A 21,120-nucleotide genomic window follows, 5' to 3' on the forward strand; every position below is an offset into this window, starting at 1 on the left:
CGGGCTCAGCCCGGACCGCGCGGCCTCGGTCAGACGCGGGCGTCGAGGGCCGCCTCCTGCGTGGGCTCCACGCAGGCGGTGACCAGGTGGCCGAGACGGGGATGCGGTTCGCCCAGCACCAGGGCCGCCCGCACCGCAGGCAGGCTCTCCAGCCAGGCCTCGACGTCGGCAGGGACCACCGTGGCGCCGCCGGTGAGGATGGCGTCGTCAACCCGGCCCTGCAGGGTCAGGATCCCCTCGGAGGTCACGAAGGCACGGTCACCGACGGTGGCCCAAGAGCCGTCGCGTCGGAAGGAGCCGCCCTCGCCGAGCACCGCCAGGGCGGTCTGCTCGCTGCGCACCCACAGGGTCCCGGAGCGGACGTCCACCTCCACCTCGGGGACCGGACGCAGGCCGTCTCCGGCGTCCACGGCCACCAGGGAGAGCTCCGCGGCACCGAAGTACGTGACCACCTGCAGCCCCAGGGCGCGGGCCCGGGCCGCGAGGCCGAGGCCGAGCCGAGCACCACCGATGAAGGCCGCGCGCAGCGTGGTCGGCCCACCGGACTCCAGCAGCTCGACCGTCTCGTGCAGATGCACCGGGGTGCCGTGAAGGACCGTGGGGCCGTCCAGGTCGGCCGAACGCAGACGGGCGCCTGCCGGCGTCGACCAGCGGAGCCCGCGGTGATGCGCATGGGCGACGGCGTAGGTGGCCATGGAGGAGACGGGATGGACGGGGACGAGCACGGCGTCGTCGTCCTGGATGCCCAGGGTGGCGTCCACCGTTGCGAAGGAGACCTCCCAGGAGCGGGCGCTGCGCAGGATGGCGCGGGGCCGGCCGGTGCTGCCGGAGGTGAACGAGGCCCACGCGGCCCCCGCCGGCAGGGGACTGCGCTGCACGGAGCGGAGCAGGGTCTCCCAGTGCTCCGGGGACCAGCGTTCGTCGCCGACCAGCGGCACCTCCCCGGCCGCCCGGGCGGCCAGCGCATCAGCCAGCACACGCCGGTGGTCGCTCCCGCGCAGGGGACGCAGCGTGGGAGACGCGCCTGCCTGGCTCATCGGGCGAACACCTGGGGGTAGGTCCGACGCAGCGTCATGGTCACCAGCACGGCCAGGATCACCTTCAGCAGATCCCCGGGCAGGAACGCCGTGGCGAGCAGGGCGGTCTCGCCCAGGCCCAGGCCGGTCACCCAGGCCTGCACAGGAATGCCGAAGGTGTAGATCACGGGAATGCCGCCGATTAGGCAGCCCAGCGCCGTGCGCAGCCAGGTGGGGCGGACCGGGCCCGTGCGCCGCACCCCGTGGACGATCAGCCCGATGATGGCGGCGCCGACCACCATGCCCGCCAGGTAGCCGGCGCTGGGCCCGAAGAACACGCCCAGACCGCCGCGACCACCGGCCAACAGCGGCAGGCCCAGCGCCACCAGGGCCTCGAAGGCGAGCACTGCAGCGGCGCCGCGCCACGGGCCGAGCACCGTCCCGGCGAGCATCACGCCCAGCGTCTGCGCGGTGACCGGGACCGCCATGCCCATCACGGGGATCGCCCCGGGCAGTCCCAGGGCGGCGATCAGCCCGGCGAAGACCGCGATCTGGGCCAGCGCGCGGGCGGTGGCCACCGAGGAGGTCGTCGGCCGGGCCACCGAGGTCGAGGATCCGGGCGTCGGGGTTCCGGGTGTCGGGGATCCGGACGTCGGGGATCCGGGCGGGGTGCTCTGCTGCAGTGTGGACATGGGGAGGGTCTCCTGACGGTGCGATTTGAACACTGTTCAACACCTAGCAGTGTGCACCATGACAGGTCGCCGCGGACGGAGATGACACGATGCGACGTCGCCTCCAGGCCAGGTGGCAGAGTCGGTCACGACGGCGTGACAGCCGCAGGGGAGCGGGTGGCAGGATGGGCACGGCGGCCCTCGCGCCGACACTGCATCCCCGCCCGTCAGGAGGAGTCTGAGACCATGACCGACCAGATCGACATCCCCGCCCGTACCCTCAGCGACGGCACCACGCTCCCGGAACTCGGTTTCGGGACCTACAATCTGCGCGGCTCGGCCGGGGCCGAGTCGATCGCCGCCGCCGTCCGGTCCGGATACCGGCTTCTGGACACCGCCTACAACTATGAGAACGAAGGCGCCGTGGGGGCTGGGATCACTGCCTCCGGCATCGACCGGGACGAGCTGCGCGTGACCTCCAAGCTCCCGGGCCGGTACCACCGCTATGACAAGGCCGTGCAGGCGGTGGAGGAGTCCCTGTACCGGGCCGGCCTCGACCACTTCGACCTCTACCTCATCCACTGGCCGAACCCGAAGCAGGACGTCTACGTGGAAGCCTGGCAGGCGCTGATCGATCTGCGGGAACGCGGGCTGCTGCGTTCCATCGGGGTCAGCAACTTCCTGCCCGAGCACCTGGACCGGCTCCATCGGGAGACCGGGGTGACCCCGAGCGTGAACCAGATCGAGATCCACCCGTGGTTCCCGCAAGACGACCAGATCGCCGCCAACACGGAACGTGGCATCGCCGTCGAGGCTTGGAGCCCGGTGGGGAGGAACTCGCAGCTGCAGGAGGAGCCGGTGGTCACCGAGATCGCCCAGGAGCTCGGCCGCAGCCCGGTGCAGGTGATCCTGCGCTGGCACCTGATGCGGGGCACCATCCCGCTGCCGAAGTCCGCCGACCCGGCCCGCCAGCGGGAGAACCTGGACGTCCACGACATCGAGCTCAGCGAGGAGCAGATGGCCCGGATCGCCTCGTTGGCGAAGCCGGACGGCCGCCTCGCCGGGCAGGACCCGGCGGAGTACGAGGAGTTCTGATCCGCTCGTCCTGGGTACTGCTCGGCCTGAACCTGCTCACCTGTGAACGGTCGCGACCCAGCAACTCTGGGCGACAGCCCTCCGCGCGCCTATGCTCGGCTCAGTGGGGTGGGTCGCCGCTTCGCCGGACCCGAGGAGTGGGAGATGACCGAGAACCGAGCAGAGACCACGTCACAGGACACCATCGGGACCCGTCACGGGATCGTCGTCGGAGTCGACGGCTCCGAGCATGCCAGGGCGGCGCTGCACACGGCAGCCAGTCTGGCCGCATCCGCAGGACTGCCCCTCACTGCGGTGTTCGCCTACCCGATCTCCAACTACGCAGTCCAAGCGGCCTCCTACGGGCAACCCGTCATCGATGAGGCCGGGATTCAGGATGAAGGCGAGAACATGCTGCGCCAGGCACTGGCCGAGGCGGCGGCGGACCGCGCAGACGCCCGCGGGATGGTGAAGCGTGGCCCTGCGCCCCAGGCCCTGGCAGAGCTCTCCAGCAACGCCTCGGCCATCGTCGTCGGCACGCGAGGACGAGGAGGGTTCACCGGCATGCTGCTGGGATCCACATCGGCCAGCCTGCCCTCGCGCTCCCACTGTCCGGTGATCATCGTCCCTCCGGATGCTGATGGCACGCGGGACTTCTCAGGTGGAGCCGCCCTCGCCGTCGGCGTGGACGAGTCCGGGCACAGCCGGGCGGCCGCCGAGGAGGCCGCTCGCTGGGCGCAAGCCCTCCGCTGCCCGGTGCGGCTGATCAGTGCGCTGGCGCCGGTGTCCCCGGACGTCGAGGCCTGGGTCTCGCTCGAGGAGCAGCGGCGCGCCGCACGCGAGCAGCTCACCCAGACGGTGGCCGAGCATGCTGCCGCCGTGAGGGCAGCGTTCCCCGATGTGACTGTGGAGACCGAAGTCCGCGACGGCGCCGCGGCCGCAGTCATGGTGGACGAGACGCGGTCGGCGCCGCTGACGGTCGTCGGCACCCGAGGGCATGGTGGATTCACCGGCATGCTCCTGGGGTCCACGTCCTTGGCGATCATGCACCACGCGGAAGGACCGCTGATGATCGTCCCGCAGAGCTGACACGAGTGGCCGCGAATCCCGGCATCTCCCCGGTGACACGCCGTGTCGGGAGGGGAGAAGCCGGGATTCGCGGCCACTCGATGCAGGGGTGTGAGGCTCAGATCTCCGAGCCGAAGCGGCTGGGGATCACCGCGCTCCAGGCCTCGCGCAGCTCGTCCAGTCCGAGGGTGAAGGAACCGCCGTCGAACGGCCCGGCCACCTCGAGGGTGCCGGACTGGGCGTCGACCACGCCGATCCGCAGGGCGGCGAATCCACGGGCCGTGGTCATGTCCGTGAACCGCACCTCCTCGGAGCGGGGCAGGGCGACGACGGCGCGAGCCTGGGACTCGCTGAACAGCGCGGTGAAGGCGTCTACGCCGTCGCGCTCGCAGATTCCGTCCACGGCCACTCGGGCGCCGACGCCGAAGCGCAGGCTCATCTCGGCCAGTCCGGCCGCCAGACCGCCCTCGGAGAGGTCGTGGGCGGCGTCGATCATGCCGTCTCGGGAGGCGTTGATGAGGATCTCGGCCAGGGTCTTCTCCGCGGTCAGGTCCACCTGCGGGGGCACACCGCCCAGGTGACCCCGGATCCGGGCGAACTCCGAGCCGTCCAGCTCATCACCGGTCACACCCAGCAGGTAGATCGCCTGACCATCGGCCCAGCGCTCGAAGCCCGAGGGGGTGCGGCGGGAGACGTCGTCGAAGCGGCCCATCACACCCACCACGGGGGTCGGGTGGATGGCCCGGCCCGCCGTCTGGTTGTACAGGGAGACGTTGCCGCCGGTGACCGGGATGCCCAGCTCCTGGCAGCCGTCAGCCAGGCCGCGCACGGCCTCTGCGAACTGCCACATGATCTCCGGGTCCTCCGGGGACCCGAAGTTCAGGCAGTCCGAGACGGCCTGCGGCACCGCACCCGAGGTGGCCACGTTGCGGTAGGCCTCCGCCAGGGACAGCTGTGCGCCGGTGTAGGGGTCCAGGTAGGCGTACCGGGCGTTGCAGTCGGTGGAGAGCCCGACGCCGAGGCCGGTGGTCTCGTCCACACGGATCACTCCGGCGTCGTCCGGCTGGGAGAGGGCGGTGTTGCCGCCCACGAAACGGTCGTACTGGTCCGTGATCCAGGAGGTGTCGGCCATGTTGGGGCTGGTCATCAGCTCAACCACGGCCTCGCGCAGCTGCTCCCCGGAGGAGGGCAGGTCCGCCCCCTGCGCGGAGGCGCGGAAGGTGTCGGCCTGCAGCTCGTCCTGCCAGGAGGGGCGGTGGTACGGGCGCTCGTAGACGGGGCCGTCGTGGGCCACGGTGCGCGGGTCACGTCGACGATGGTCTCGCCGTCCCACTCGATGATCAGCCGACCGGTGTCGGTGACCTCGCCCAGCCAGGAGTACTCCACGCCCCACTTGGCCATGACCTTCTCGAAGGCCTCGGCGTTGGCCGGGGTGACCACGGCCATCATGCGTTCCTGGGACTCGGACATCAGGATCTCGCCCGGGGTCAGGGACGGGTCGCGCAGCAGCACGTCGGTCAGCTCCACATGCATGCCGCCCTCACCGTTGGAGGCCAGCTCGCTGGTGGCGCAGGAGATCCCCGCCGCCCCCAGGTCCTGGATGCCTTCCACGAGCTCGGCGTGGAACAGCTCCAGGCAGCACTCGATGAGCACCTTCTCCGAGAACGGGTCGCCGACCTGCACGGCGGGCCGCTTGGAGGGCTTGGTGTCGTCGAAGGACTCCGAGGCCAGCACGGAGGCGCCGCCGATCCCGTCGCCGCCGGTGCGTGCGCCGAAGAGCACCACCTTGTTGCCCACGCCGGAGGCGTTGGCCAGGCGGATGTCCTCATGGCGCATCACGCCCACGGCCAGGGCGTTGACCAGCGGGTTCTGCTGGTACACGGAGTCGAAGACGACCTCTCCGCCGATGTTGGGCAGGCCCAGGGAGTTCCCGTAGCCGCCGATGCCGGAGACCACGCCCGGCAGCACGCGCTTGGTGTCCGGGTGGTCGATGTCGCCGAAGCGCAGCGGGTCCATCACCGCCACCGGGCGGGCGCCCATGGAGATGATGTCGCGGACGATGCCGCCGATCCCGGTGGCCGCACCCTGGTAGGGCTCCACATAGGAGGGGTGGTTGTGCGACTCGATCTTGAAGGTCACGGCCCAGCCGTCGCCGAGGTTCGTCACCCCGGCGTTCTCCCCGATGCCGACCATCAGGTCCTTCGTCATCTCCTCGGTGACCTTGTCGCCGAACTGGCGCAGGTGGACCTTCGAGGACTTGTAGGAGCAGTGCTCGGACCACATGACCGAATACATGGCCAGCTCCGCCGCCGTCGGGCGCCGCCCGAGGATCTCGCGGATGCGGGAGTACTCGTCCTCCTTCAGGCCCAGTTCGGCCCAGGGGAGCTCGGTCTCCGGGGTGGCGGCGGCGTGTTCGACCGTGTCGATGTTGAACGCGGACGCGGGGGTGTGCCCGGACTGGTCGTTGGACGGGTCCTGCGACTGGTCCTGGGCGGTGCGAGTGGTGGACTCGGTGCTCACAGGGCGCCTCCTTCTGAGTGGGAGCCGGCGAGGGACGAGATGATCGAGGTGAACACGGTCAGGCCGTCCGTGCCGTTGCGCATGCCGGTGGAGTCGTCGGAGCCGTATCCGGCCTCCACCGCGTGCTCGGGGTGCGGCATGAGGCCGACCACGTTGCCGCGGGCGTTGGTGACGCCGGCGATGTCGTGCCGCGAGCCGTTCGGGTTGGAGCCCACGTAGCGGAAGGCCACCAGGCCTTCGCCCTCGAGCCGGGTCAGAGTGTCCTCGTCGGCCACGTACTGGCCGTCCTGGTTCTTCAGCGGGACGGTGATGAGCTCGTCCTGCGTGAACTGGCTCGTCCACGCGGTGGAGGTGTTCTCCACGCGCAGCACCTGGTCGGCGCAGCGGAACTTCAGGTGGTCGTTCTTGATCATCGAGCCCGGCAGCAGGTGCGCCTCGGTGAGGATCTGGAACCCGTTGCAGATGCCCAGCACCGGCAGCGGGGAGCCGGAGTCGGCTGTGGCGGCCTCGGTGATGCGGCTCATCAGCGGGGCGAAGCGGGAGATCGCCCCGGCGCGCAGATAGTCGCCGTAGGAGAATCCGCCGGGGATGACGACGGCGTCCACGTCGGACAGCGTGTCGTCGGCGTGCCACAGCGGCACGGCCGTGCCGCCGCCGAGGCGGACTGCGCGGGCGGCGTCGCGGTCATCCAGGGTGCCGGGGAAGGTGACGACGCCGATGCGGGCGCCGTCCAGCGCGGTGCCGTCGGGCGAGGAGCTGTACTCGCCGATCAGGGGGGTCTCCGTCATGGTCAGGCGTCCTCCACCCGCACGTCCACGACGTCCTCGATGACGGGGTTGGAGAGCATCTCCTCGGCGGCCTTGCGGGCCTGGGCGAGGGCCTCGTCGGTGACCTCGCCGTCCACGGACAGCTCGAAGCGCTTCCCCTGGCGGACTGCGGAGAAGTCCTGGAAGCCGAGGTGGGGGAGGGCTGAGGCGATGGCCTTGCCCTGCGGGTCGAGGATCTCAGGCTTGGGCATGACCTCGACGACGATGCGCGGCATGGGGTCTCCTGTGCTTGTGTGCGGGTGAACGTGCCCGCGGACAGCACTGGGCCCCGCCGGGGTGCAGTGGTCAGGTGCCGTCTCACGCCCGGTGCCGCCGTCGTGCTGGCGACGGCGGAGATCCAGGCGCTCCGCGAGCTTGCCGCCCCAGTCTACCGGCTGGCGGCGAGGCCGCAGGCCGTGCGACGACGGCGCCCGCGTGGGCCGACGGACCTTGTGGCGCACGACCCAGTGCGCGTCGGTGCGTGACCGACCGACGGGCCCTCACAAGGGGTGACATGAGTCACACAGGGCGTTAGGCTCGGTGACAGTCCATCGTGAAAGCGCTCTCACAAAGGAGTCACTGTGTCACTCGCGACTCATCATCCCCCCCTCAGACGTCATCGAAGGGACGCCCCGGACGCCGGCGGCGCGTCCACTGCAGAAGGTCAGTCCGCGGCTGCGCGGCCTGACGGCGGGATCTGCCGCCCTCGGGCTGGTGCTCACCGGTCTGACGGGCGCAGCTCCGGCGCAGGGGGCGGGCTCCCCACCGGGGTCGGAAGCGGTGGAGGCTCTCGCTTCGTCCGTCGACGCGGTGGAGCCGGGGGTCATCGGCGATGACGGCGTCCATGACACCGGCCCGCTGGTGCGGGTCAACCAGCTGGGGTACCTGCCGGACGGGCCCAAGAACGCCACCGTGGTCAGCGATGCCGAGGAGCCGCTGTCCTGGCGGCTCCTCGATGCGGACGGGGCAGTGCTGGCACAGGGCGAGAGCGCCCCTCGCGGGCATGATCCGTCAGCTGGCCTCGACGTGCACACCGTGGACTTCACCGAGGTCGACGTCGTCGGCGAGGGCCTGCGTCTGGAGGTGGACGGCGAGGCCTCCTATCCCTTCACGATCGCCGAGGATCTGTATCAGGGCCTGCGTAGGGATTCGCTGGGCATCTACTACACCCAGCGCTCCGGCCAGGAGATCACGCCCATCGAGGTGGACGGGGAGCTGCTGAAGACCGACTACGAGCGGCCGGCCGGGCATGTCTCAGAGTTCGGCGGCGAGGACGTCAATCAGGGCGACGTGGCCGTGCCCTGTCTCCCGCCCGAGGGCGCGGTGGACGACCAGGGGGAGGCGCAGCTCGGCGCAGACGACCACTATGGGCCCGAGGGGTGGCGCTGCCCCGAGGACTACATGATCGATGCCTCCGGCGGGTGGTACGACGCCGGTGACCAGGGCAAATACGTGGTCAACTCTGGGATCTCCGTCTACCAGCTGCTGTCCGCCTATGAGCGCAGCCTGCATGCCGGCGTCGTGGACCAGGGTGCGCTGGGTGACTCCACCCTGGTGATCCCTGAGCGGGACAACGGTGTGCCGGACATCCTCGACGAGGTCCGCTGGAACCTCGAGTGGATGCTCTCCATGCAGGTGGAGGACGGGGTGCGGATGACCATCGACGGCGAGGACCTCGACGCCGGCGGACTGGTCCACCACAAGCTCCACGACATCGCCTGGACGGGCCTGGACACTTTGCCGCATGAGGACCCCATGCCGCGCTACGTGCACCGCCCGTCCACCGCCGCCACCCTCAACCTCGCCGCTGCGGCCGCCCAAGGGGCCCGGCTCTACGAGGAGTACGACGCCGACTTCGCCGCCGACCTCGTGGCCGCCGCGGAGCGTGCCTGGCGGGCCGCCGGGGAGCACCCGGAGATCCTGGCTCCGAACACCAATGAGCTCGACCCCAACCCCGGCGGGGGTCCCTATGACGACGACGAGCTGGGCGACGAGTTCTACTGGGCCGCCGCCCAGCTGTTCCTCACCACCGGCGACGACGTCTACGCCGATGCGGTGCTGGACTCGCCGTACCACGTCGGTGGGGAGCACGGCGAGATCTGGGGCGCCACCAGCTTCGACTGGGGCTTCACCGCCGCAGCAGGCCGGCTGGACCTGGCCACCGTGCCCAACCACCTGCCCGGCCGCGCCGAGGTCATCGACTCAGTGCTCGAGGGGGCGGACTCCTTTCTGGCCACCCAGCAGGGCGAGCCGTTCGGCCACGCCTACAACCCCGGCGACTACGACTGGGGGTCCACCCATCAGGTCATCAACAACACGGTGATCATCGCCACCGCCTACGACCTCACCGGAGACCAGGCCTACGCCGACGGCGCCTTGGAGTCGATCGACTACATCCTGGGCCGCAATGCGATCAACACCTCCTATGTGACCGGCTACGGCACGCACTACTCGCAGAACATGCACAGCCGGTGGTACGCCTCGTCGGACCGGCTGCCGCCCTTCCCGGACGGCAAGCTCGCCGGCGGGCCGAACTCCGGCATCCAGGACCCTGTCGCGCAGGAGCATCTGCCGGGCTGCGCACCTCAGGCCTGCTACATCGACCACATCGAGTCCTGGTCCACCAATGAGACCACCATCAACTGGAACGCGGCCCTGGCCTGGTATGCCTCCTGGGCGGCTGACATGGGGGTCGGAACGCCTGAGTGGAGCGCCCCGGCGGCGGCCTGCCAGGTGGAGTTCAGCATCCGCGGCGGCGGGCAGCAGTCCACGGTCCACGTGGACCTGGAGAACCTCGGGATCGGTGAGGTGGCCGACTGGGAGCTCACCTGGGATGTGGCAGGGGACATGGAGGTCCGCCGGCACCAGGGCGGCGAGCTTCTCCACGAGGGCGGCACGGTGCGCGTGAACGCTGAGCCAGGTGCGCGCGCCCTGGAGGATCCGCGCAGCCATCCCGGAAAGGGGCGGACCAGCACCAGGATCGGGTTCCTCGCCGTCGGAGAGGTGCAGGCTCCCCACGCGGTGGAACTCGACGGCGTCCCCTGTGCGGTGAGCTGAGCAGGCCGGGGAAGCTCGCTGTGACAAGGAGGGATGCGTCAGAGTGGGAGGAGCACCATTCTCAATCGGAGGAGCCCGGAGTGTCACAGCGGATCGCCGTCCTGGGGGCCGGGGGAGTCATGGGGAGCCTGGTGCGGTCCCGGCTGGAGGAGGCTGACCAGGAGGTCGTGCCGATCAGTCGGGCGCACGGGGTCGACGTGCTGGACGTCTCGGCGCTGCGGACGGCACTGGCCGGCGTGGACGTCGTCGTCGACTGTCTGAATCGGCCGTCTCTGACCTCCGGTCCGGCGGTGCGGTTCTTCCGGACCGCGGCGGAGAACGTGGTCGCCGCGCTGGGTGACGAGACTAGTCGGCGCGGCGAGCTCCCGCGGATCGTGTGCGTGTCCATCGTGAACTGCTGGGAGCCGCGGGTGAACCGCTGGCTGGGCTACTACCAGGCCAAGTCCATCCAGGAGCAGGTCTATCGAAGTGCGCCGTCGTCGGCCCGCCGAGTCTCGATCGTGCGCACGACCCAGTGGTTCGAGCTGCTGTCCACTTTCCTCGACCAGATCCGGCTGGGTCCGCTCGCCGTGGTTCCGGCCGTGGTCACCCGTCCCCTGGCCGCCGCCGAGGCCGCCGATGTGGTGGCAGACCAGGCGCTGAGCAGAGCGCCGGAGTCGACCCTGGAGGTCTGTGGCCCCGAGGAGATGGACATGGCGCGGGCCGCGGCCCAGTACAATCTGCGCGCCCAGCAGGTGGGCCGAGTCATGCGCCTGCCGGTGGGCCTGACATCGCTCGGCGACGGCAGCCTCATCCCGGCCGCGCCCGACGTCGTCGCGAGTACGACGTTCGAGCAATGGCTGGCGGAGCAGTCGGCAGTCTGACGTGTCGTCGGGGCGGGTCCCGGATCTCGGGACCGGTGCTCGGTGGGAACAAATCCCCTCGCCGCGCCGTTCTTTCAAATCGGAAGTACTTTCCACCCCGATCCTTCTCGACCCCCAGGAGCAGCAGATGACCGCTCAGCCGCTGACCATCGGAGTCCTCGGCGCCGGCCGTGTGGGCACCGCCGTCGCGCGCCAGGCCGTGCGCGCCGGCCACACGGTGAAGATCGCCACCGGCCGGCCCGCCGAGGACATCCGGCTGCTCACCGAGGTCATCGTGCCCGGCGCAGTCGCTGTGGACCGCCAGCAGCTGCGCGGGTCCGATCTGCTCATCGTGGCGGTGCCGCTGCACAAGTACCGCAGCATCGACACCTCCGTGCTGCAGGACCACGTGGTCATCGACACCATGAACTACTGGGCGCCGGTGGACGGGCTGATGGACGAGTTCGACGGCAGCCGCTCCACCTCGGAGGTCATCGCCGAGTTCTTCGGCGACGTGCGCCTGGTCAAGACACTGAACCACATCGGCTACGGCGACCTGGAGGTCGACTCCCACCCGGCGGGGGCGCCGAACCGCCGAGCCCTGGGCATGGCCTCGGACGACGCCGACGCCAAGGAGCTGGTGGCCGGGTTCATCGACAGCCTCGGCTATGACGCCGTCGACGCCGGTCCGCTCGCCGCGGGCCGGGCCTTCGAGAACGGCACCGAGATCTTCGCCGGGCGGCACACCGCCGAGCAGATGCGTGCCCTGCTGGCCCAGGAGTGTGAGCGGGTCTTCGCCGACGCCTGAGCCGGATGCCTGCAAGCTCCGCCCACGGCAGGACGCCGTTCGGCCCCGGGATCCGCGTCCCGGGGCCGAATCTCGTCGGGGGTCCTCTGGTTCGCCGTCAGGCGGTGCGCACCACCATCTTGCCGATGTTGGCGCCGTCCATCATGCCCAGGAACGCGTCCACCGCGTTCTCGATGCCGTCGACGACCGTCTCGTCGTAGGCGATCTCACCGGCGGGGAACCATTCGGCCATCCGCTCCTGGAACGCCGAGGCGTGGTGGAGGTGGCCGCCCAGGGTGAAGCCCTGCATGCGCAGGCCCCGGGTGATCATGTTCGCCAGGTTGTCCGGCCCCGGGGCGGGTCGCTCGGCGTTGTAGCGGGAGATCGCCCCGCACAGGGCCAGGCGGCCGCCGTCGTTCATCACATCGAGAGCGGCCTGCAGGTGGTCGCCGCCGACGTTGTCGAAGAAGACGTCCACCCCGTCGGGCGCGTGCCGGGGGAGCTGCTCGCGGACCGGGGCGTCCTTGTAGTCGAACGCGGCGTCATAGCCGTACTTGTCCTGCAGCAGCGCCACCTTCTCCTCAGAGCCGGCGGAGCCGATCACTCGGGAGGCGCCGAGCAGGCGGGCGATCTGCCCGGCTGCAGTGCCCACGGCTCCTGCCGCGCCGGAGATGAACACTGTGTCCCCCTCGCGCAGCTCGGCGATGGCGGTCAGTCCCACATAGGCGGTCAACCCTGTCATGCCAAGAATCCCCACGTGGAGGGACAGCGGCGCCCCCGGGATCTCCTGCACGGGGCGGAACGCTTCGGCGTCGTCCTGGGTGATGTCGCGCCACCCCAGCTGATGCAGCACGGCGGTGCCCACGGGCAGGGACTCCGATCGGGAGGCCACCACGCGTCCGACGGCGCCGCCGGTCATGGTCTCGTTCAGGGCGAAGGGCGGGACGTAGCTCTTCACGTCGTTCATCCGGCCGCGCATGTAGGGGTCCACGGAGATGAATTCGTTGGCCACCCGCACCTGGCCCTCGGCCAGCGGCGGCAGCTCGAGGCGGACCGTGCGGAAGTCCTCAGGGGTCGGGCGGCCGGAGGGGCGGCGGATCAGCTGGATCTGAGTGCTGGTGACAGCGCGGGAGTCTGGCATCGGTGGTCCTTTCCGAACGGGTGCACCTGATGCGCTTCAGCGCTGGGTGGCGGCCCGGTATTCCTCCTCTGTGCTGAGACGTTCGGCTCACCGCGGCGGGCAGGGATCCCGCGACGGCGGCGCGTCAGTCAGGGCGTCGGGCCCGCGCGTCAGCCAGGGCGTCCACCTCGTCCAGGGCTCCCAGGATCCGGCCGCGCAGTACCTGGGCCTCCTCGGCGAAGCCCTTCTGCGCCCGGGCGTAGTCGGCACGTCCCTGCGGGGTCTCGATGCGCACGGGCTGATAGCCCCAGTCTGCGAGGTCATAGGGGGAGGCACGCATGTCCAGCTCACGGATCCTCCAGGCGAGGTCGAAGCAGTCCAGCAGCAGATCGCTGCTGACCGCGGGGATGAGCTTGTACGCCCATTTGTAGAGGTCCATGTTGGCGTGCAGGCAGCCCGGCTGCTCCAGCTCCACCTGGGTCTCCCGGGTGGGGGTCAGTGCGTTCAGGGGACGGGCCGACGGGGTGTAGAACCGGAAGGCGTCGAAGTGGGTGCACCGGATGTTCAGGGACTCCACCACCTCATCGGTGCCGTCGGACCCCAGGCGCAGCGGCACCTGATCATGACGCTGCCCGTGCTGCACCGACCGGTAGACCATCGCCCACTCGTGCAGACCGAAGCAGCCCAGTTGGGCGGGCCGTGCCGCCGTCGCGCTCAGCAGCCGGCGGGCGAAGCCGATCATGGACTCCCGTGCGTGGCGGAACCGCACGACGTCGACCGTCGCCCCGCCGGCCGCGGTGCCGTCGTCGACGGTGGTGTAGAACTTCCACCCCGCCTGCTCGGAGCCGCCAGCGCCTTCCAACACCGTGCCGGCCCCCGGATGCCAGCGGGAGAGCTGCCCGGGAGAGTGGGAGTAGTACGTGAACAGGAAGTCCTCCACGGGGTGCTTCTGTCCGGCATGCCGCCGCTGGAGGAAGCCCTGCGTGTACTCGGCGACACGTCGCTGGTGCTCCTGGGCCCGTGCGTGATGGTCCTCAGCAGGCAGGGGGCGAAGACCCTCCGGGCGGGGAGCCCCGGACGTGGTGGCGCAGACGTGGGCGGAGGCGGATGAAGTGCTCATGGGCGCGTGTCAGAATACCCGGTCCCGCTGAGCACCTGGGGGCGCGGCCCACGGCCGGGCGTTCGGGCGGTGTCCAGACACCGGGCCGAAGCCGTGCAGATGCTGACGTCCGGCTGGATCCTCGGCTAGAATCGGCTCTGTATCTCGCACCGAACGCCCAGGCGGCAGGAGCGCCCCGAGCAGGGGAGCACCTGCCGCCTGAGTGTTTCCGAGGGCAGGAACGCCGGGGGGCCGACAAGCCGCACTGGGCTCAGTTCCGCGTCGACGGATGGGCCTCATCATAAGGTGCCCGTATGTGCACTGAACCTCCGCCGGCGGCTCCAGGCGAGACTGCTGCCACTGACCTGATGCTGGCACCTCCGGACCTGGATGACCTGATCGAGCTCCACGCCATCTATTCCGACCCCCGGGTCTGGACGCACTTTCCGAACGCCCGCCACACCGACGAGTCCCAGACCGCCGAGCTGATCCGTGTCTGGCGGCGCTCGTGGCAGGAGCACGGGCTGGGGCCGTGGATTGTCCGTGACCCTCAGTCAGGAGCCATGCTCGGCCACGGCGGCTGCGCTGTCCGCGGCGGATTCTGCTGGAATCTCGGGTACCGGTTCGCCGCTGAGGCGCAGGGGCGAGGCTATGCCACCCGGGTGGCCCGCGCCGGGACCTCGGCGGCCCGAGCGGCGCGCTCAGATCTTCCCGTGATCGCCTACCTCCTGGAGCACAATCGCGCCTCTGCCCGAGTGGCGGAGAAGGTTGGCCTGCTCTTGAGGCACCGTGGTCCTGACGCCGGGAATCCGGCCCCCGAGGCCGTGCGGCTGATCTACTCGGACCGGGAGCTCAGCCGGGAACAGGTCGCGCAGGCACTGGCCTGACCCTGCGCCCCCCGCGCCCAGCACGACGTAGTCCGCGGTGTGGGCCCTTATGACGCGCTGTCAGCGCTGAAAAGGGCCCACACCGCGGAGCCGACGGATGAGTCGAGGGAACGAGGTCTCAGCGGCCGGTGCCGGCGTAGACCGTGGCCTCCTCCTCGGCGTCGAGGCCGAAGGCGGTGTGGATCGCCTGCACGGCCTTGTCGAGGTCCTCGATGTCGGTGATCACCGAGACGCGGATCTCGGAGGTGGAGATGAGTCCGATGTTGATGCCGGCGTCGCGCAGCGCGGTGAAGAACTTCGCCGAGACGCCCGGGTGGTGGCGCATGCCCCCGCCGATCAGGGAGACCTTGCCGACCTGCGGCACGTAGTCCAGCTGCTCGAAGCCGATGGACTCCTGGTGCGCGGTGAGGGTCTCGGTGGACTTCTGCCCGTCCGCGGCGGGCAGGGTGAAGGAGATGTTCGTCGTCTTGGTCTCGTCGGAGACGTTCTGGACGATCATGTCGATGTTGGTGCCGGCCTCGGCGATCAGGTTGAAGATCTCAGCGGCCTTGCCGGGGACGTCGGGCACCCCGGTGATGGTCAACTTGGCCTCAGAGCTGTCATGGGCGACACCGGAGATGATGGGCTGTTCCAAGGGTTCACCTTCCTGGAGGGCGATGGCGTCAGAGGGGTCGGGGATGACCCAGGTTCCTTCGAGCTGGCTGAATGAGGACCGCACGTGCAGCTTCACGCCGAAGCGGCGGGCATACTCCACGCTGCGCAGGTGCAGCACCTTGGAGCCGGCGGCGGCCATCTCCAACATGTCCTCGCTGGAGATCTGATCGATCTTCCGGGCGGTCTTGACCACGCGCGGGTCGGCGGTGAACACGCCGTCGACGTCGGTGTAGATCTCGCAGACGTCCGCCTTCAGTGCGGCGGCCAGGGCCACGGCCGTGGTGTCCGAGCCGCCGCGGCCCATCGTGGTGATGTCCTTCGACTCCCGGCTCATGCCCTGGAAGCCCGCGACGATGCCGACATGGCCGGCGTCGAGGGACTCCTGGACGCGCTGCGGGTTGACCTCGATGATGCGGGCCTTGCCGTGGATCGCGTCGGTGATCATCCCGGCCTGGGAGCCGGTGAATGACTGGGCGGACTCGCCCAGCTGGTGGATGGCCATGGCCAGCAGGGCCATGGACATGCGTTCGCCGGAGGACAGCAGAATGTCCATCTCCCGCGAGGGCGGCGCCTCGGTGATGTCGGCCGCCAGGTCGAGCAGCTCGTCGGTGGTGTCACCCATCGCGGAGACCACGACGACGACCTGGTGGCCGGCGCGTTTGGTCTCGACGATCTTCCGGGCCACGCGTTTGATGCTCTCGGCATCGGCCACGGATGACCCGCCGTATTTCTGGACGATCAAGCTCATGGGGTTGTTGTCTCACTCCCGTGCAGGGTTTCATCGCGGACTTCGGACAATTCTATGAGCGTGCTCCGCGACGGGGCACAGCTCAGTGCCCGGTCTCACACTGTGGATGGCGTATCTGCCGGACCAGGGGGTCCGACAGCGTCTGCCACCAGTGTCTGCCTCGGGCCCGAAGGCCCGGAACGAGACCGGACAGAAGCTTGCGTGTGATTCAGTTGTCGCCCAGCACGGCGCCCAGGAAGGCCTGGGTGCGCTCGTGATCCGGGTCGGTGAAGATCTTCTCCGGCGGGCCGGACTCCACCACGTGTCCGCCGTCGAACATCATGACCTTGTGCGACACGTCCCGGGCGAAGCCCATCTCGTGCGTGACGATCAGCATGGTCACATTGGTGGTTTCGGCGACCCGGCGCAGGATGTTGAGCACCTCGCCGACGACCTCCGGGTCGAGGGCGGAGGTGACCTCGTCCAGCAGGAGGATCTCCGGGTCCATGGCCAGGGCGCGGGCGATCGCCACCCGCTGCTGCTGGCCCCCGGAGAGTGACGTCGGATGGGCGTCGGCCTTGTCGGAGAGCCCCACCTGCTCCAGCAGGTCGTGGGCCTTGGCGATCGCCTCCGCCTTGGGGCGGCCCAGCACGTGGATGGGTGCCTCGATGATGTTCTCCAGCACCGTCATGTTGGGGAACAGGTTGAACTGCTGGAACACCATGCCGATGCGGGTGCGCAGCTGCTTCTGCCGCTTCTTGGACACCGGCACCCGGCGTCCCGCGCGCTGCTCATGGGTGAGCGGCTCGCCGTCGATGAAGATGTAGCCGTCGGTGAGCTCCTCCAGAGTCATCACCAGGCGCAGGATGGTGGTCTTCCCGGAGCCGGACGGGCCGATCAGGGTCACCCGCTCCCCGCGCTCGACCGTGAAGTTCAGGTCCTTGAGCACCACATTGGAGCCGAAGCGCTTCTCCACATCACGGAACTCGATGACCGGTGTGGTGGCCTCGGAGACCGTCGTGGCCCCGGCGGGGGAGGGGTCAGTGGGCGTAGGCAAGACGCTTCTCCAATCGACTGATCAGAAGGGCAGTGGGGTAGCTGGCGGCCAGGAAGATCAGGCCTGCCAGCACGAAGACCTCGGTGTAGCGGAACGTGGGGGCGCCGATCTGCCCGGCGACGGTCACCATCTCCGCCACCGAGATGACGATCAGGAACGGGGTGTCCTTGAACATGGAGATCGCATAGTTGCCCAGGGAGGGCACGGTGGAGCGCAGCGCCTGAGGGATGACCACGCGCCGCCAGGTCCGTGCCGCGGACATCGACAGCGCCGTCGTCGCCTCCCACTGACCCTTGGGGACGGATTCGATCCCCGCCCGGTACACCTCCGACATGTAGGTGGCGTAGTGGACGCCGAAGACGATGATGCCGATGGTCATCCCGTCCAGCCACATGAAGGTCCAGAACATGAAGATCAGCTGGACCACCAGCGGGGTCATCCGGATGAAGTTGGCCATCCACTTCACGACCCAGGCCAGGGGGCGCGGCAGCACCCGCATCAGAATGGCGATCACCAGGCCCAGCACCGCGGCGATGAGGGTGCCGACCACCGTCACCACCAGGGTGACCTTCAGGAAGGCCATGAGCATGTCCGGCAGGGCGTGGAAGGCGAACTCCCAATCCCAGAACGGGCTCTCCCGGACCTCCTCCTCGTCGACCAGAGTGGGGTCCTCGATGTCGGCGGCGCGCAGCACATGCTGGATCATCGGGCACCTCCTGCAGCGGACTTCTCGGCGGTGGGCTCAGCACCTGCGCCCACGGACTCCGGGACTGTCGTGGGCGGCTTGGGAGAGAGGATCTCCTTCAAGGAGGGGCCGCGGCCGAGCTTGTGCTTGGCGCGTGCCTCGAGAGCCTGCATGAACAGAGTGAGGATCAGGGCCAGGATGAAATAGACCACCAGGCCGATGAACGCATGGGAGAACCAGATGTCTGTGGGACGACGCAGGTTGTTCAGCTCGGCAGTGAAATCGTTGACGAAGGGGATGATGTAGCGATCGCGCTGCCCTTGAGCAGGTGGATCCACAGGTTCGCCAGTGAGGGGAGCATCAGCGCCCACGCCTGGGGGAAGATGATGCGGCGCATCTTGTGCGACCAGGACATCGACAGGGCCGTCGTCGCCTCCCACTGGCCCTTGGGCACGGTGGTCAGGGACGCCCGGACGGCCTCGGCTCCATAGGCGCCGTAGTTGATGCCCAGGGCGAGCACGCCCAGCAGGAACGTGTTGCGGATCAGTCCTTCGAACGGCAGGTCCGGGTTGCGCATCCAGATCTGCGGCAGCACGTACAGCAGCAGGAACAGCAGGACCACCAGGGAGATGCCGCGGAAGAACTCGATGATCACCCGCGCAGGGATCCGCAGCCAGAGGTTCGGGCTGCCGGCCGCCAGGCCCAGCACGACGGCGACGGCGAACGCCAGCAGCCCACCGTAGAGCGCCAGCTGCACCGTGTCCACAGGCCCGCCAGCAGGCGGTCGGACCAGTTGACCACGACCTCGAAATAGCCTGGCCAGTCTTCCCAGAAGTTCATCGGCCCCTCTCAGAGCTCTGCGGTGACACACTCTGCGGCCGGTTCCGGGTGGAACGCGCAGAGATCAGCGGACGGAGCGGCTCAGTCCTCGAGGTACTGCTCGGTCAGCTCGGCAGGGTCTTCGTCGCAGAGCTGCTGGGCGGTCAGGTCGCTCGGGGGCATCTCATCCTCGGTGAAGCCGAACTCGCTCACCAGGTCGAGGTACTCGCCGGACTCCTTGAGGTCGCTCAGGTGCTCGTTGAACTCCTCGAGCAGCTCCTCGTCGTCGGGACGGAAGGCGTGGGCGCCACGGAGAGCTCGTGGGCGAAGGAGTCGGTGACCTCCACGCCGTCCTGGTCGCCCGCCATGGTCTCCAGGGAGATGGCCGTCAGGGCGAAGACGTCGGCGCGGCCGCCCTGGACGAAGTCGATGCCGTCATCGGCGGAGTCCACGGTGTCGTGATCGACGCCGACCTCATCCATGTAGCCGGACTCCACGGCGCCGCTCAGCGCGATGACGTCAAGGTCGGCGTCGGCCAGGTCCTCGAAGTTGTGGACGTCGTGCGGGTTGCCCTCCTCCACCAGCAGGGCGGTGGTGTAGACCAGCTCCGGCTCACCGAAGGCCGCCTCGGCGCAGCGCTCCGCGTTGATGGACATGCCCGCGGAGACCACGTCCCAGTGTCCGGCGCTCAGGCCCGGGATGAGGTTGCCCCACTCGGGCTCCTCCTCGATGGTGATGTCATAGCCCATGCGCTCGCCGAAGATCTCCTCCGCCACGGCGATGGTGGCGCCGGTGGGCTCGCCGGTCGCCTCATCGATCCACGAGTAGGGCTCTTCGCCGAACAGCGCGATGGTCAGCGCCTCGCCGGCGGCCTCGCCGTTGCCGTCACCGGTGGTGTCGTCGGTGTCATCGCCGTTGCCGCAGGCGGTCAGGGCGAGCAGCGCGGCGGCGCTGAGCGCGCCGGCCTTCACTGCCAGGGAAGTTGTGGTGGCCATGCGTGAGTACCTCATCCTGTGGTGTCCGTCGTCGATGCGAGTGAGCACGCGCTGCGCACTCGTTCTCACGCTAGTGACATCTAAAGGATTTGGAAACTGTTTTCTGCCCGGATTGATTAGTTGTGACGCCCGTCCAGCCCCCGGGGAATGCCCCGAGGAAAAGAATCACGATATGGGTGCCAGGTCGACGGACTCCCGCGACGGCGGGGGTGTGCGCAGGACCCTATGGCCTCTGGAAAGCAGGTGTGATGTCTTCGTCGGAATGAAACATCACGCTTGGATAACGTTCTCGCCGCAAGGGCGCCAGGGCGGGGTCAGGAGAGGCTGCGGCGTCCCTCGAAGGCACGTCCGAGGGTGACCTCGTCGGCGTACTCGAGGTCGCCCCCGACCGGCAGGCCCGAGGCCAGCCGGGTGAGGGAGATGCCCAGTGAGCCCAGCATGCGCACCAGATAGGTGGCAGTGGCCTCGCCCTCCAAGTTCGGATCCGTGGCCACGATGACCTCCTGGACCGTGTCGTCGGAGAGACGGTTCAGCAGCTCGCGGATGTGCAGCTGCTCCGGCCCGATGCCGGCGATCGGATTGATGGAGCCGCCGAGCACATGGTAGAGCCCGCGGAAGGAACGGGTCCGTTCGATGGCCATGACGTCCTTGGACTCCTCCACCACACAGATGATGGAGCGGTCCCGTCGATCGTCCTGGCAGATGCGGCAGGTCTCCTGCTCGGAGACGTTGAAGCAGATCTGGCAGAACTTCACCTTCTCCTTCACGGAGACGATCGCCTCCGCGAGCCGACGCATGTCCTCGGTGTCGGCCTCCAGGATGTGGAAGGCCACGCGCTGGGCTGACTTGGGCCCGATGCCGGGGAGCCTGCCGAGCTCGTCGATCAGGTCTTGGACTGCACCCTCATACACGGTCAGGACGCGCCTTTCTCAACGGGGACGGGACGGGCGGCACGATGACGGCGGAACGCGCAGATGGCCGGATGAGCGTCAGTCTACTGGGGGCCCTCGCCCAGCCGACGCTCCTCGAGCAGGGTGCCGTCGAGGATGCGTTCGATCGCCTTGCGGCCGAACACCGTGGACTCCTCCACGGTGATGTCGTCGTCGCTGGGGATGTCCTCGATCTCCGGGGCCGGAGCGGCTCCGGGCCCAGCCTCGCTGCGGGGGCCGGCTCCCGCTCCGGGGGCCGCACCTGGGGGAGGGCCCTGGTCGTACAGGGGGTCGGGCGGCGGAGGAG

Annotated in this window: 20 protein-coding genes and 1 pseudogene; 6 read left to right on the forward strand and 15 right to left on the reverse strand. The window is 69.3% G+C overall.

Annotated elements, in window-relative coordinates:
* Positions 1 to 29: 29 nt before the first annotated feature.
* Positions 30 to 1,037 carry an AMP-binding protein gene (locus BCY76_RS14170; protein WP_085437835.1) on the reverse strand — a complete coding sequence of 336 codons (1,008 nt, stop codon included), beginning with the start codon at positions 1,035 to 1,037 and terminating at the stop codon, positions 30 to 32.
* Positions 1,034 to 1,708 (reverse strand): biotin transporter BioY, encoded by a 675-nt coding sequence (locus BCY76_RS14175; protein WP_085437836.1) that lies wholly within the window; start codon positions 1,706 to 1,708, stop codon positions 1,034 to 1,036. Before BCY76_RS14175 ends, BCY76_RS14170 begins: the two co-directional genes overlap by 4 nt.
* A gap of 225 nt (positions 1,709 to 1,933) precedes the next feature.
* On the opposite strand from BCY76_RS14175, the gene BCY76_RS14180 reads away from it, so the two are divergent.
* Both BCY76_RS14180 and BCY76_RS14185 read left to right on the forward strand, forming a co-directional pair.
* Complete coding sequence (locus BCY76_RS14180) at positions 1,934 to 2,782, forward strand: aldo/keto reductase (RefSeq protein ID WP_070162063.1); 849 nt, start codon at positions 1,934 to 1,936, stop codon at positions 2,780 to 2,782.
* 144 nt (positions 2,783 to 2,926) lie between these two features.
* On the forward strand, positions 2,927 to 3,850 hold the full coding sequence (locus BCY76_RS14185; RefSeq protein WP_070162061.1) for a universal stress protein: 924 nt from the start codon (positions 2,927 to 2,929) through the stop codon (positions 3,848 to 3,850).
* Positions 3,851 to 3,947: 97 nt separating this feature from the next.
* Here the strand turns inward: BCY76_RS14185 and purL are convergent.
* From purL to purS, 3 genes and pseudogenes are all read right to left on the reverse strand, one after another.
* Positions 3,948 to 6,256, reverse strand: a pseudogene (purL, locus tag BCY76_RS14190) (phosphoribosylformylglycinamidine synthase subunit PurL).
* An 89-nt stretch (positions 6,257 to 6,345) separates the two neighbouring features.
* Positions 6,346 to 7,137 carry a phosphoribosylformylglycinamidine synthase subunit PurQ gene (purQ, locus tag BCY76_RS14195; protein WP_085437837.1) on the reverse strand — a complete coding sequence of 264 codons (792 nt, stop codon included), beginning with the start codon at positions 7,135 to 7,137 and terminating at the stop codon, positions 6,346 to 6,348.
* 2 nt (positions 7,138 to 7,139) lie between these two features.
* A complete protein-coding gene (gene purS / locus BCY76_RS14200) occupies positions 7,140 to 7,391 on the reverse strand; it encodes a phosphoribosylformylglycinamidine synthase subunit PurS (protein WP_070162059.1) in 252 nt (83 codons plus the stop codon).
* 544 nt (positions 7,392 to 7,935) lie between these two features.
* On the opposite strand from purS, the gene BCY76_RS14205 reads away from it, so the two are divergent.
* The 3 genes from BCY76_RS14205 to BCY76_RS14215 all read left to right on the forward strand — a co-directional run bounded on the left by BCY76_RS14205 (position 7,936) and on the right by BCY76_RS14215 (position 11,862).
* Entirely contained in the window at positions 7,936 to 10,212 is a 2,277-nt protein-coding gene (locus BCY76_RS14205) for a glycoside hydrolase family 9 protein (RefSeq protein ID WP_201791146.1), read from the forward strand.
* A gap of 80 nt (positions 10,213 to 10,292) precedes the next feature.
* The gene (locus BCY76_RS14210; protein ID WP_083277745.1) at positions 10,293 to 11,075 is read left to right on the forward strand and encodes an SDR family oxidoreductase; all 783 of its coding nucleotides are present in this window, start codon (positions 10,293 to 10,295) and stop codon (positions 11,073 to 11,075) included.
* A 127-nt stretch (positions 11,076 to 11,202) separates the two neighbouring features.
* Positions 11,203 to 11,862 carry an NADPH-dependent F420 reductase gene (locus tag BCY76_RS14215; RefSeq protein ID WP_070162053.1) on the forward strand — a complete coding sequence of 220 codons (660 nt, stop codon included), beginning with the start codon at positions 11,203 to 11,205 and terminating at the stop codon, positions 11,860 to 11,862.
* Positions 11,863 to 11,959: 97 nt separating this feature from the next.
* Here the strand turns inward: BCY76_RS14215 and BCY76_RS14220 are convergent, their stop codons facing one another.
* Together BCY76_RS14220 and BCY76_RS14225 are read right to left on the reverse strand one after the other, a co-directional pair.
* Positions 11,960 to 12,982 (reverse strand): NADP-dependent oxidoreductase, encoded by a 1,023-nt coding sequence (locus BCY76_RS14220; protein ID WP_070162051.1) that lies wholly within the window; start codon positions 12,980 to 12,982, stop codon positions 11,960 to 11,962.
* 124 nt (positions 12,983 to 13,106) lie between these two features.
* Complete coding sequence (locus BCY76_RS14225) at positions 13,107 to 14,081, reverse strand: 3-methyladenine DNA glycosylase (protein WP_237090176.1); 975 nt, start codon at positions 14,079 to 14,081, stop codon at positions 13,107 to 13,109.
* 347 nt (positions 14,082 to 14,428) lie between these two features.
* Between BCY76_RS14225 and BCY76_RS14230 the strand changes: the two genes are divergently transcribed.
* On the forward strand, positions 14,429 to 14,947 hold the full coding sequence (locus BCY76_RS14230) for a GNAT family N-acetyltransferase (protein WP_139827821.1): 519 nt from the start codon (positions 14,429 to 14,431) through the stop codon (positions 14,945 to 14,947).
* Positions 14,948 to 15,065: 118 nt separating this feature from the next.
* On the opposite strand, the gene BCY76_RS14235 is transcribed toward BCY76_RS14230, so the two are convergent.
* The 8 genes from BCY76_RS14235 to BCY76_RS18255 form a co-directional block, all read right to left on the reverse strand.
* Entirely contained in the window at positions 15,066 to 16,349 is a 1,284-nt protein-coding gene (locus BCY76_RS14235; RefSeq protein WP_070162046.1) for an aspartate kinase, read from the reverse strand.
* 208 nt (positions 16,350 to 16,557) lie between these two features.
* A complete protein-coding gene (gene ehuA, locus BCY76_RS14240) occupies positions 16,558 to 17,385 on the reverse strand; it encodes an ectoine/hydroxyectoine ABC transporter ATP-binding protein EhuA (protein ID WP_070162044.1) in 828 nt (275 codons plus the stop codon).
* Positions 17,369 to 18,091, reverse strand: a complete 723-nt coding sequence (gene ehuD / locus BCY76_RS14245) for an ectoine/hydroxyectoine ABC transporter permease subunit EhuD (RefSeq protein ID WP_083277744.1) — start codon at positions 18,089 to 18,091, stop codon at positions 17,369 to 17,371. The genes ehuA and ehuD overlap by 17 nt, the downstream gene beginning before the upstream one ends.
* On the reverse strand, positions 18,088 to 18,408 hold the full coding sequence (locus tag BCY76_RS19610; protein ID WP_237090178.1) for a hypothetical protein: 321 nt from the start codon (positions 18,406 to 18,408) through the stop codon (positions 18,088 to 18,090). Before BCY76_RS19610 ends, ehuD begins: the two co-directional genes overlap by 4 nt.
* A complete protein-coding gene (locus BCY76_RS19615) occupies positions 18,336 to 18,836 on the reverse strand; it encodes an ABC transporter permease subunit (protein WP_237090177.1) in 501 nt (166 codons plus the stop codon). Before BCY76_RS19615 ends, BCY76_RS19610 begins: the two co-directional genes overlap by 73 nt.
* A 301-nt stretch (positions 18,837 to 19,137) precedes the next feature.
* The gene (locus BCY76_RS14255; protein WP_170922707.1) at positions 19,138 to 19,884 is read right to left on the reverse strand and encodes a transporter substrate-binding domain-containing protein; all 747 of its coding nucleotides are present in this window, start codon (positions 19,882 to 19,884) and stop codon (positions 19,138 to 19,140) included.
* Positions 19,885 to 20,198: 314 nt separating this feature from the next.
* Complete coding sequence (gene recR, locus BCY76_RS14260; protein WP_070159174.1) at positions 20,199 to 20,795, reverse strand: recombination mediator RecR; 597 nt, start codon at positions 20,793 to 20,795, stop codon at positions 20,199 to 20,201.
* Between the two features lie 83 nt (positions 20,796 to 20,878).
* Positions 20,879 to 21,120: hypothetical protein (locus tag BCY76_RS18255; RefSeq protein WP_170922708.1), on the reverse strand; the 242-nt coding region annotated here is incomplete at its 5' end.

Origin of the sequence: Nesterenkonia sp. PF2B19 (genome assembly GCF_001758425.2) — a bacterium.
Lineage (GTDB): Bacteria > Actinomycetota > Actinomycetes > Actinomycetales > Micrococcaceae > Nesterenkonia > Nesterenkonia aethiopica.